This is a genomic window from Prevotella sp. AM42-24 (assembly GCF_003461825.1).
In the GTDB taxonomy this organism is placed as follows: Bacteria; Bacteroidota; Bacteroidia; order Bacteroidales; family Bacteroidaceae; genus Prevotella; species Prevotella hominis.
Window position 1 is genome coordinate 694 of record NZ_QTXV01000079.1, and the last position, 10,715, is coordinate 11,408.

Annotated in this window: 11 protein-coding genes and 1 CRISPR repeat array; of the genes, 1 reads left to right on the plus strand and 10 read right to left on the minus strand. The window is 37.3% G+C overall.

The features are described 5' to 3' along the window. Nucleotides 1-318: 318 nt before the first annotated feature. Nucleotides 319-528, plus strand: coding sequence for a hypothetical protein (locus DW917_RS14955; RefSeq protein ID WP_147344217.1), 210 nt, complete (start codon nucleotides 319-321; stop codon nucleotides 526-528). 86 nt (nucleotides 529-614) lie between these two features. On the opposite strand, the gene DW917_RS14960 is transcribed toward DW917_RS14955, so the two are convergent. The 10 genes from DW917_RS14960 to DW917_RS15005 form a co-directional block, all read right to left on the minus strand. Continuing rightward, nucleotides 615-902: an AAA family ATPase gene (locus DW917_RS14960; protein ID WP_233524769.1), complete on the minus strand. Its 288-nt coding sequence runs from the start codon at nucleotides 900-902 to the stop codon at nucleotides 615-617. 233 nt (nucleotides 903-1,135) lie between these two features. Beyond that, a CRISPR array of direct repeats spans nucleotides 1,136-2,465; the repeat unit is 30 nt; unit sequence ATTTCAATTCCATAAAGGTACGATTAAAAC. A gap of 213 nt (nucleotides 2,466-2,678) precedes the next feature. Then, nucleotides 2,679-2,942 carry a CRISPR-associated endonuclease Cas2 gene (cas2, locus tag DW917_RS14965; protein ID WP_118119984.1) on the minus strand — a complete coding sequence of 88 codons (264 nt, stop codon included), beginning with the start codon at nucleotides 2,940-2,942 and terminating at the stop codon, nucleotides 2,679-2,681. Nucleotide 2,943: 1 nt separating this feature from the next. Continuing rightward, nucleotides 2,944-3,960 (minus strand): type I-B CRISPR-associated endonuclease Cas1b, encoded by a 1,017-nt coding sequence (cas1b, locus tag DW917_RS14970; protein WP_118119986.1) that lies wholly within the window; start codon nucleotides 3,958-3,960, stop codon nucleotides 2,944-2,946. Continuing rightward, nucleotides 3,957-4,475 carry a CRISPR-associated protein Cas4 gene (gene cas4, locus DW917_RS14975; RefSeq protein WP_118119988.1) on the minus strand — a complete coding sequence of 173 codons (519 nt, stop codon included), beginning with the start codon at nucleotides 4,473-4,475 and terminating at the stop codon, nucleotides 3,957-3,959. The genes cas1b and cas4 overlap by 4 nt, the downstream gene beginning before the upstream one ends. Before the next feature lie 54 nt (nucleotides 4,476-4,529). Next, nucleotides 4,530-5,597 carry a CRISPR-associated protein Cas7 gene (locus DW917_RS14980; protein WP_118119990.1) on the minus strand — a complete coding sequence of 356 codons (1,068 nt, stop codon included), beginning with the start codon at nucleotides 5,595-5,597 and terminating at the stop codon, nucleotides 4,530-4,532. A 22-nt stretch (nucleotides 5,598-5,619) separates the two neighbouring features. Then, nucleotides 5,620-6,936 carry a hypothetical protein gene (locus DW917_RS14985; protein ID WP_118119992.1) on the minus strand — a complete coding sequence of 439 codons (1,317 nt, stop codon included), beginning with the start codon at nucleotides 6,934-6,936 and terminating at the stop codon, nucleotides 5,620-5,622. A 3-nt stretch (nucleotides 6,937-6,939) separates the two neighbouring features. After that, entirely contained in the window at nucleotides 6,940-9,081 is a 2,142-nt protein-coding gene (gene cas3, locus DW917_RS14990) for a CRISPR-associated helicase Cas3' (RefSeq protein WP_118120002.1), read from the minus strand. A 13-nt stretch (nucleotides 9,082-9,094) separates the two neighbouring features. Beyond that, nucleotides 9,095-9,649, minus strand: coding sequence for a hypothetical protein (locus DW917_RS14995; RefSeq protein ID WP_118119994.1), 555 nt, complete (start codon nucleotides 9,647-9,649; stop codon nucleotides 9,095-9,097). Between the two features lie 18 nt (nucleotides 9,650-9,667). Next, the gene (gene cas6 / locus DW917_RS15000) at nucleotides 9,668-10,330 is read right to left on the minus strand and encodes a CRISPR-associated endoribonuclease Cas6 (protein WP_118119996.1); all 663 of its coding nucleotides are present in this window, start codon (nucleotides 10,328-10,330) and stop codon (nucleotides 9,668-9,670) included. A 43-nt stretch (nucleotides 10,331-10,373) separates the two neighbouring features. Next, on the minus strand, nucleotides 10,374-10,715 hold a 342-nt coding region (locus tag DW917_RS15005; RefSeq protein WP_233524770.1), incomplete at its 5' end, for a hypothetical protein.

Below are 10,715 nucleotides of genomic sequence, written 5' to 3' on the forward strand. Positions count from 1 at the left end.
AGGAGCGTTTTTCGGCTTATTCTTTCACTTAAAAGCTCAAAACTGCGGATTTTTTCACTAAAACCCCTTATTTTTAAGCTCAAACATATAGGTTTTCAGGAGCGAAATCGTGATGTATAGTAAAATTGTCGAACAAAAATAAATATATTGAAGAAAAAGAAGTAGAATTTAATGAGATTAATCATGCTATCAGTGAAATCAAATATTATTCTGAAAAGCACATTCACATTGATTACCTCTTTTGTATATATCAGACTTTGTCTATAGAAATATGCTAAGGTTATTACCTATGATATTATACAGCTTTGTCCGAAAGAAATGGTATCATCTGGATTAAAGCTATCATTGGATAATTTGCTTACCTACATCGACCAGAAGGCTGCCCTGCTGGATCTCATCGGTCAGCTGAAGGAGGAATTCCCTCACGCCACCATCCACGGTCACAACGAGTTTTCCGCCAAGGCCTGTCCCTGCTTCGATGTGAAGAAGGAATTAGATCCATATTTTGAGAAAGGGAGTGGGGAATAAAATAAACAAGGGTACGTTCCTTGTTGGATATAGAGAATATAAAAGCGTGGTTACAAGGAGGCTTTAGTCTTCGTTTGTAGCCACGCTTATTTACTCTTGTATGCAAGATAATAAGGTTTGCCATCATCCACTACCTTTGAGTCTATATAGTCGAGCAAGGCATCAGGCTTTCTCAACCGCCTGTTTCGGAAATCATCAAGTTGTATTTCGGTGATGTGATTATCAGTCACCCCATGTTCCAACAGCCAGTTATGCCAGATATCAAACAGCAGGAAAGACTTTCCACTTCGTCTGACACCTGTTATAACCTTCACAAGACCGTTTCCACGTCCTGCGATAAGTTCATCCAAGTATTTCTTACGTTCAAATATCATATTAGAGTACTTTTTTTGATATTGGTATCACATTTTACACCGCAAAGAGAATGATTTTATCCCAAAAGCCAGCACAATCATGGAAAAACTGCGTTTACCAAGTAAAAAACAGTAAAACGTAGCATCGTAAACTACGCAAACTTCCATTCACCACATTATGGGGTCGGTTAAAACCGCCCCTCCCAACCCTTATTTCGTGATTTTGTAGAGGATACGCATAGCCGCATAGGCTAGTTTCAATTCCATAAAGGTACGATTAAAACCACAAGCCAGGGATTTGTTCTTGTTCCAGTGTTATACATTTCAATTCCATAAAGGTACGATTAAAACGTTTCAGTTACTGCAGTACGTCCTCTTTCTGTTCAATTTCAATTCCATAAAGGTACGATTAAAACCCTGTGTCGGATACCTCATAGATCACCCAGATAATTTCAATTCCATAAAGGTACGATTAAAACATCCTTATGCTCCTCAATATAAGTGTGAGTTTGTATTTCAATTCCATAAAGGTACGATTAAAATGTTCATCTGAGAGTGCCTTTGTTTTTATTGCGTCATTTCAATTCCATAAAGGTACGATTAAAACTGAACGGAACTCCTTATCCAGACGTGAACCACGCATTTCAATTCCATAAAGGTACGATTAAAACAGCACCAACACCAGCACCAATTAAATTTCCAACACCATTTCAATTCCATAAAGGTACGATTAAAACTTTTGGAAAGACAATGAAAAAGATTCCTAACCACAATTTCAATTCCATAAAGGTACGATTAAAACTACAACTTATCAAGAGCGAACGCAGAACGCAAATATTTCAATTCCATAAAGGTACGATTAAAACCAATAATGATAAAACGTGGTGCAAAGATGCACATCCATTTCAATTCCATAAAGGTACGATTAAAACATGCTTAACACCTTACAAAAGGGTGCTTCTGGTATTTCAATTCCATAAAGGTACGATTAAAACTGGCTCATCAGGCGGCTATGCTAAGATTGGCTCATCATTTCAATTCCATAAAGGTACGATTAAAACACTAAACAAAGAAGTTGGTGGTGTTCCTAACTCAATTTCAATTCCATAAAGGTACGATTAAAACTTGATTATTTTAACGGAGTTCTTCCAAGGGCACAATAATTTCAATTCCATAAAGGTACGATTAAAACCTGCACCACCTACAGGGATATCGACCTTTTTCCAATTTCAATTCCATAAAGGTACGATTAAAACTTAACCCTGCTTTTGCTTTGTCGAATATTGCTCAATTTCAATTCCATAAAGGTACGATTAAAACTCATTCCCGCAACTTGTTTTTAGGTAATCGTCCCATATTTCAATTCCATAAAGGTACGATTAAAACTCGCTCCTGCTCAGCGAAATCTGTTTAATCAACAGGCATTTCAATTCCATAAAGGTACGATTAAAACTCAGCTTCTTTCAACGAAAAGAGGTGAAAGATGTGAATTTCAATTCCATAAAGGTACGATTAAAACAAAAAGACCACCAAGCAAAGAACCACCGGCAGCAAATTTCAATTCCATAAAGGTACGATTAAAACCCGTTAAGTCTAAGGCATACACCCCCGAAGACTCTATAGGTTTGCGGGTGCAAAGATACAAAAAAATCTTCAGAAAAATGTCGATGCCTAAAGATATTTTTTCTGTGGCCTTACGACAACCTGCCTATTTATGGAGGTTTCAATAAGTCAAAGAACACTTTCGGAGGTTTTGCCGAACTTAAAACGGCAAAATAGAACCACATCGACAACTCTTTATAAGAAATTATCGGTAGTCATTCTTTCTTTTCCAAGAATCTGTTTGTTCATATTATACCCCATTTTATTGGTGAAAACAATGACACTATCCTCGGATTCATCAATGATAGCTTTCATCTTCATTTGCAATTCACGAAGTTTGGCTTCAGATAATTCTCCCTCCAAAACTGAGTTCTGAATCCAACACAAATACTGGCGGCAAAGCTTCAACATTTTGCCAACTCGCTTCTCACCTACATCGTAAACTATAATCACATACATATCACCAATACATTTTAAAAGGTTTATATTCTTCTATTCCCAAAATATCTTTCAGTAGCTTATAGCATTCCAACTTTATAAGATGCTTATAGCTTACATTACGTCCTAAAGAACGATGACGGAACGTCTCGTCATATCGCTCTTCCATAGCCTTTACAAAAATCTTCTTTCCCTTTTCGTTCAAAAGACATTTGTTGAGTTTCTTATCAAAATGACTGGTGCTTAAAGCATGCTTATTGAGTACCTTGAAGATGACTCTATCCACGATAATAGGTTTGAAGATCTCGGATATATCCAGACATAACGAAAAACGCCTTTCTCCTGGAGTATGCAGAAAGCTTATCGTTGGATTGAGCTGAGTTTGATGAACTGCCCGGAGAGTTTCAGTATAGCACATCATATTGCCAAAAGAAATGAGAGCATTTACCTCGTTCTCCGGCGGTTGTTTGGTTCTTGCCCCCATATTGAAATCATCGATAATGATATCGAATGCTGCATAATAAGCCTGTCTGATATTTCCCTCAATTCCCATTATCTCATCCACAGCCTTGGCATCTGGTAAAGTATTACTCAATCTTTTAATAGTATCGATAATATCTTGCAGGTCTTTTCCTCTACGATTATAATAGTTGAGGTTCATAACCATATTCCAAGCTGCTCCCTGAATGAACTTTCGTGCCAATTCTACTCTTTTTTTCTTGTTTTGGTATGCAGATGTTTGTGCCAACAATGCCTTGCCAGAAAGAAGACTTTCACGTGGCATGAAGCTTCCGGTATAGTTCTCATAATAGTCGAAGAAGTGGACAGGAATACCTTTCTGCCCCAGAAAGTTGAACAAAGCACTATTTGCCCGCAGACTTCCAAAAGCATACAGTTCCGCAACATCCTCAATAGGAATGTATCGAGGTTGCTGCTTGATTTCTTCATTATCTTCATTCACGATAACAGGCGTGAACTTCAGCGTATTATCTCTGCGTTCCATGATGCCTGGATTGAACAGATAGAAACTTCTTTTCATTCTTCTTCCTCCAACTCGTTTATATAACAAAAATCGAAATAACTACAATTCTTACAGATGCCTTTCTTAACTTTAGACGGGCAAACATCTTGAGAGATTATCTTAATAATGTCCTTAGATATAACCTGAATGTCATCTCTATTAACATCTGTCAAGATTACTTCTTTTGTCTTTCTCAAAAGAGGATATTCCAAGATGCCCTTCACGCCATCTATTCCATGTTGCTCGAAAACATACATGTAATATTTCAGTTGCCATTCATGAGCTTTATCCACCTTATTAGATTTCTTTATCTCATGGATGACCTTATTCCTGGCATCATAGTAATCTACTTTGATACCATCAATCTCCACTTCCTCATACTTTGATGTACGTTGCGGATAACTTGATTCATGCACCAGCTTTCCTTCATAGACCAAGTCTGACTCTTGTTCCATGTTGATGCCATTGGCAAACAGCCATAGTTTGCGATGGCAAAGCTGGTAATAGTTGAAATGAGTACCTGTTATGACCATAGAGAAAAACCAATAGGAGGCTCCAAGTAAAAACCAGGAGCCTCATCATTTACATTAAATCTGATTCTCGTAATCAAACGCCATCATTCTATCAACCAACTCCTGCTTAGCCTTAGCCAAAGCATCTGCGCTTTCCGTCTCAGTCACGACATAACTTGCACATGGAAGAGTTATAAATGTCTTGGCACCAGCATTTTCGTCAACGATAGGCTTTGCCTTTGGTTTAGATTCTCCATCCTCAACAAGCTTGGCACGAATAGCTGCTGCTAAAGTATTAGCATTATCACTAATAGCAATGGCTAAAGTCTCCATCAAACTGAATGTTCTTGCCTGATTGGATGTGATATGCCAATCAATCAGAGCATCGGCTATAGCTGGAATAATCTGCTCACGCTGCTCTTTCGGCATCAACAAACATTCACCAAAAGAAGTAGTGATTACCTTCCATCCATCTTCTTTCAACTTCTCTACCATTTCTGATGTAATCTCAGGTTCCAACTGATTAGTTGAAACGCAGAACAAACGTCGCAAATCAATAGCTACATCATAGACAAAAAGACCTGTGGCACGACTATTGTCTGGAATCCATTTGCGATACAAACTTCTATCGTTACCCTCTAAAAAGTCACTAACCTGTTCATCTGTCAAACGATTTCCATTAGCATCACGCACAACAACTTTATGTACGTTAGGCTTATCAGAACGATCAAAAGAAATATTCTCCTTAGAAACTGCAGCCAAAAGTGGATGCAAAGGGGTCATCGCAGAAATACTAAATGGACTTCTACGCTTTACAGCTTTCTCTTTTCCACCCTTTGGAGTTCTCATCCAGCCACCTAAAAGCTGGTCGATATAATGTGGATCACAAGACGAAAGAACCTCACCTTCTTTAAGCGCACCTTTCTTATCTACATCAAAAAAGAACTCGGTAGGAGAAGGTTGAACACCTAAAACATCGTTAAGTTGCTCCAGGATAGAACGCTTAACCTGTTGACCACTAGCAAATGGAACTCTTACGTTGAACTGTGGGTCATAATAAGATTTCTGACCATCTTCTACACAGAATACTGTGAACGCAGCATGCTTGAGACCTCGTAAATAAATAAAAGAATTCTCTTTCATAATCTTGTATTTTTAATTGTTATTATAATGTCTTATACTGGAAACGCAAAAGTGTTAAGAAGTATGGTACATTGTCTGTTGGCATACCATGAATCTCCTTCACGATTCCTTTAAACTCATCTATCTTACCAATGAATGAAACAACCTCTGCAGCAGCTGCTATGAACTGTTTCTTATTAGTTGCATTGAGCATTGTCTCAACCAAATTTTTACGTTTGGTACTGATAGACTTATCTTTATCACTAGAGGCTTCGTTCAACAACTCAGCCAACTCTTGGGATTTCTCCCATAATTCATCATTATTCAACATAGCTAATATCCAAATTTTATATACGTTAAAATTAATTTGTTCGTCTTCATTTTTAGGAGTTTTCGGCTGTTTCGGCACTTTATCTCCTTTTGAATATACATAATCTCTAAGCCCTTTAGGCTCCATAGCTTTAATACCTATAGCCCCATAAGTACAAGCCGTTTTAAATCCAATTGCAGTTCCCCATAAAGACTCCGCATTTCTACCATTGCTCATCCCAAATATCTTTTCATAAAGATGAATAGGTCGGCGTATTTGGTTCAAATTAAATGGTATAAAACCAATGGTAGTATTTGTCTGTCCTATGCTATAGATGTAGCCCAAAATTTGAGCATTTCTATATTTTTTAGAAATACCAATGAGAATCTTTGTCCATGTTTGGGTATCGATACTAATAATTCCATCCTTATTCACATTAAAAGGATTATATCCCGCCAAAGGCATATCTGCATTATATTCTCTTGGATCATAATAATGGGACAGCCATTGACCATTCCAAGTATTAATTTGATTTCCTTTTAACATAGATGTCTCATTAAGACACTTACGATAGAGCTTCCAACCTTCAAAAATATCAAGAAGAATTTCTTTGTTACTAAAAAGAATCGAAAAGCCTCCCTGCACTCCAATACCAAGAGCATCTCCAATCCACGATGTATAGATTTCTTCCTGAGAGTTTGGTAACTTCAAATCTGTCACTTGACCAGATGTTGTAGCTGTAACATCTAATGAAGCATAACCACGTGCAATGCTTGCATCAGCTTCACTCTCTTCAATTTTCTTAATCAATTTTTCGAAGCGGATCTTTCTTTGTTCAGGAGTCTCAAAAGGCTTTTTCCCCTTTATCATATCATCCCAACTTAACTTTGGATTTTCCAAAGGCGAATTGCCTGCAGTCATCATATACTTGTTTTGATCAAAAAACAAGGGATAGAACTGCTCCAAAAAGAAAGTTCGGGCATCATAGCTGGTGCCATATTTTTCATTGTAAGCATCCAGGAATATCTTTCCAATATTTGATGTTATCATATTTTATAGTATTTCAAACGATTGATAATATTCTATTTTACACAAATCGGGTAACAATCCCTTTTCTTTATCATATCCTTTGTTCGGAATGACAAAAGGATGCGACCCATTGTTGAGCTGATCAAGATTTCTATGTGCAATGGAATGATAGCTTACAGGTATTTCCATTTCAATTCTTTCCAATCCATTGGCACATAAGTATCTGTCTTTATCTTCTTCTGTAATACAAACAGCAGAATTGATGTCAAGCGTTTCCAGTAACGCTGATTTCGGATGATGACAAAGTGCCTTTAACACCCATTTCCCTTCCAAGAACGCCACTCCAGTAAAGTCTATATTCTGAAAGTCAATCTTTGGATATACCTTATCTATCATTTCCTGAACATGACATTCCTCCATGATGTCACCACTGTCTGGCAGGACACTGAAAGTATCTTTCAGAACATCCAGACTATAAGGAAGAGCTTCTTTATCATCTTCAGATGGTGCTATGACATATATCGGCTTGTAGTGTCCAATGGTATCTCTTGTACGCTTGCGATTAATTCGTCCAAAACGCTGTGTAAGAGCATCAATTGGAGCACACTCAGTAATCATTATATCAAAGCTGATATCAAGACTGACCTCTACTACTTGAGTGGAAACTACAATGCATGGAACGTTTTCTAATTGATTGAAGTCTTCACGCAACTTCGTTTCCAATTTAGCCCTGTCGCTTCGTTTGTACCTGCTATGCACAAGCATCTTCTTCACATCCGGATATAATTCTTCAATAGACTCATATAGTTTCTGTGCTCTTTTTACTTGATTACATACTATGAGAACTTTAGAATTGCTTTCGATTGCTGAGGCTATCACATCATAAGATTCTTTTTTATCTTCGAGTTTGTAGATTTGATGTCTGTTGAATGATTGAAGCGTCAGAGACTCTAACTTAACCTCATAGACAGCATCAGCTCCACCCAATAGATGAAGTATCTTCTGATACAATACAGTAGGCATTGTTGCCGTACCAACATGAACTCTACACTCCAGCGCAACAAGAATTTCTATAATGCGTAGAACTATAGACTGCATAACATCAGAATAGGTGTGTATCTCATCGAGAATCACATCACAACCTTTTAAATCCATAGCCATGGCCTCATATCCTTTGATACCAAAAACAACAGAGGCCATCTGGTGTGGAGTAAGGACCTTCACTGATGCACCAACATGACGCTGCATGATACTTTCCTCTATCTTACCGTCTTTCACTTTCAGATTAGAGGATGCATGTAGAAGATGAACTTGAGCATTAGTATTACTCAAATCATTCTTTATTCTATCATACATAGCGTTAATTGATGCTTGAAAAGGCAGTGTATAGAAAACTCTTCCACGACAACGCCTCAACAAAAAATCAGTTTTTCCAGCTCCAGTTGGAGCCGTTACCAACGTATGCATCTTCTTACTATCCGAAGAAATCAATGATAAAGGATAGAGTTCACTTTGCCTATTGTAAAAAGACAAATCTGGTTTGATGAAGAGTTTATCAAGCGGCATTTCAAAAGTAGTCTCCATAGCAGAAGCCATGTGATCTGCCGCCATCAACAACCCTCTCCATTCAGAACATCCCTGTTTTCTACCATCACAATAGTCTATGACATATTCGTAATTTTCTTTTGCCTCTTCCAAAGAAACCTCATGAGTTTCCAAGCCAAGGCTTTCAAGAATATCAATGGCTATATGACTCCATTCTGGAAATAACTTTGAATGTTCCTTGAAACAATCTGATGCGTCATCTAAATCTAAAATACCCAAATCCCGAACATCTTTATACATTGATTTATGATGCGCTACTATCATATCTATCACAGCATCTCTATGTTCCTGACATACTAACGACAGAAAGAACAAGGAAGCTATTTCATGGCGAAAAACAGAGCCAGGCTTCTTCTTGTTTGGGGAAATCAGCGATTGCTGGAACACTGGACTTACCTTTCCGATGTCATGCAATAAAGCTCCTTCTACTGCAATCTGTTCATCAAATCCTAAATGTTTAGCCATAACCCGAGCTGTATCAGCAACATTCTTTAGATGCTGATATAAACAAACATGTCCATTCTGCTCGCTTTTAGCTAATATTTCTTGATGAATATTCATATAGTTACATCGTTTAAAGTAAAGATTGACCATTATACTCTATCCAGCCAACCATTGGCTGATTATCGTTAAAACGGTTATAGCCAACCAGGAAAGACTGCTCAGAATTTCCAAAGCGCAATTCAAAACCAGGTAATTGATTGAATTGTTCTTCTTCCATCACTCTGATTTCTGATTCTGGCAAGAGTATATCTTCATTTCTGCATACACATACATGTTGCTTCGATGCAATAATAGCATCTTCTTCGTTTTCAAAAGCAATACATAAAACCGGATGCAAAAGAACAGAACGCTTCAATACAGAACGATTTCTAATGAAAGTTCTGTTTTTATACTCCCAACCTCTTGGCTGTATCACTTCCTGTTGAGAATCCAGGGAATCATACTTCAATTTGTGCCTCAAAATTTTATGGATTCCTGGAACGTCCAAAAGTTCAGGAAACAGTTTTTTCTCTATGCCTTCTATAATAGAAGGAGTTAGAAACTGCTGGCTGAATGTTTCTCCATCACGAACAGCGGTCCATGGTTTAATAAAACCGAACTGTCCTTTATATGTTACGACATACATAATCAAATCCTTTAATAATTAGTAAATTGCTCCAAATCCGATACCCGTACAGTTGCCTACACCAACATTCCATATAAATTGTTTCGTCTCAGGCTTACCTTTGATGACAACCGGGCAAAGACTTGCCTTATTGCCAATACCATGATAACGAACCAACTTCAACTTCTTTTTGGAGTAAGAAAGATCAAAACAGATATCCAACGTTTCATCCTCTTCCAATCCAGCCTCTTTCATCTTAGACAAAAGAGTTTCCTTAAGATACTGGTTTGCCTGAGCATGATTGAAATTATACTGTTTAATACTTCCATCATCCAATTTCCTCTTTATAAAAATCGGACTAGCACAATAATACAAATCCCGCTCTGAAAATTGAGGTTCAGCACCAATAGTTATGTCAGTTACAAACATACCACAAAACATCTCAGGATCTTCAAGGATTGTTCTGATGATAGCCTTAATGATACTTTCATCATAAAAGCTAATAAACATCGTTGCACCCTGTGAAAACTGAAGTGCATTCTCCACTTTTCTTCCTCCATTCAACCAAGAGAAAGAATACAATGAAATCGTATCATGAATAGAGTTGTTTCCAATCCATTTATGAATAGTACCAACCAGTTTCTGGTGATAATCAAAAGGAACTGGTGTAGTATTCGGTGAAGTTTTTAAATGAATTCTCATATTTTTTGTAATATTTAATCAAATATCTAATTATTAAATTTATCTACTTTTCCCCCTCTATCTTTTTTAAATTGATAATAGAATCAATACGCTTTTCTCTACCTGTCGTTTCTGGATAAGCGTAATGTCCTAAGCCCGATTCCCAAGGATTATCTTCCAGATACTCTGCATACCACCATCGTTTGTATTCTGTTTCTATAATGCCAAAGTCACGGGCACTGAGAATCAATGCACGAAGTGATAAACCATAGACATTTTTAAGATCTATCATTTCTTCCAAGGATATATTCGTCCTTTTGGTTCCTCCCATCTCTTCTATATATGTCTTCTTGGGGAGAATAAAGTAACTAAAGTTTCCCACCCCAAAATAGTAGGGTAAAAATAA

Coding starts and splice junctions, on each gene's coding strand:
- DW917_RS14955 (WP_147344217.1), top strand. CDS start 319: ATGGTATCATCTGGATTAAAGCTATCATTGGATAATTTGCTTACCTAC.
- DW917_RS14960 (WP_233524769.1), bottom strand. CDS start 902: ATGATATTTGAACGTAAGAAATACTTGGATGAACTTATCGCAGGACGT.
- cas2 (WP_118119984.1), bottom strand. CDS start 2,942: ATGTATGTGATTATAGTTTACGATGTAGGTGAGAAGCGAGTTGGCAAA.
- cas1b (WP_118119986.1), bottom strand. CDS start 3,960: ATGAAAAGAAGTTTCTATCTGTTCAATCCAGGCATCATGGAACGCAGA.
- cas4 (WP_118119988.1), bottom strand. CDS start 4,475: ATGGTCATAACAGGTACTCATTTCAACTATTACCAGCTTTGCCATCGC.
- DW917_RS14980 (WP_118119990.1), bottom strand. CDS start 5,597: ATGAAAGAGAATTCTTTTATTTATTTACGAGGTCTCAAGCATGCTGCG.
- DW917_RS14985 (WP_118119992.1), bottom strand. CDS start 6,936: ATGATAACATCAAATATTGGAAAGATATTCCTGGATGCTTACAATGAA.
- cas3 (WP_118120002.1), bottom strand. CDS start 9,081: ATGAATATTCATCAAGAAATATTAGCTAAAAGCGAGCAGAATGGACAT.
- DW917_RS14995 (WP_118119994.1), bottom strand. CDS start 9,649: ATGTATGTCGTAACATATAAAGGACAGTTCGGTTTTATTAAACCATGG.
- cas6 (WP_118119996.1), bottom strand. CDS start 10,330: ATGAGAATTCATTTAAAAACTTCACCGAATACTACACCAGTTCCTTTT.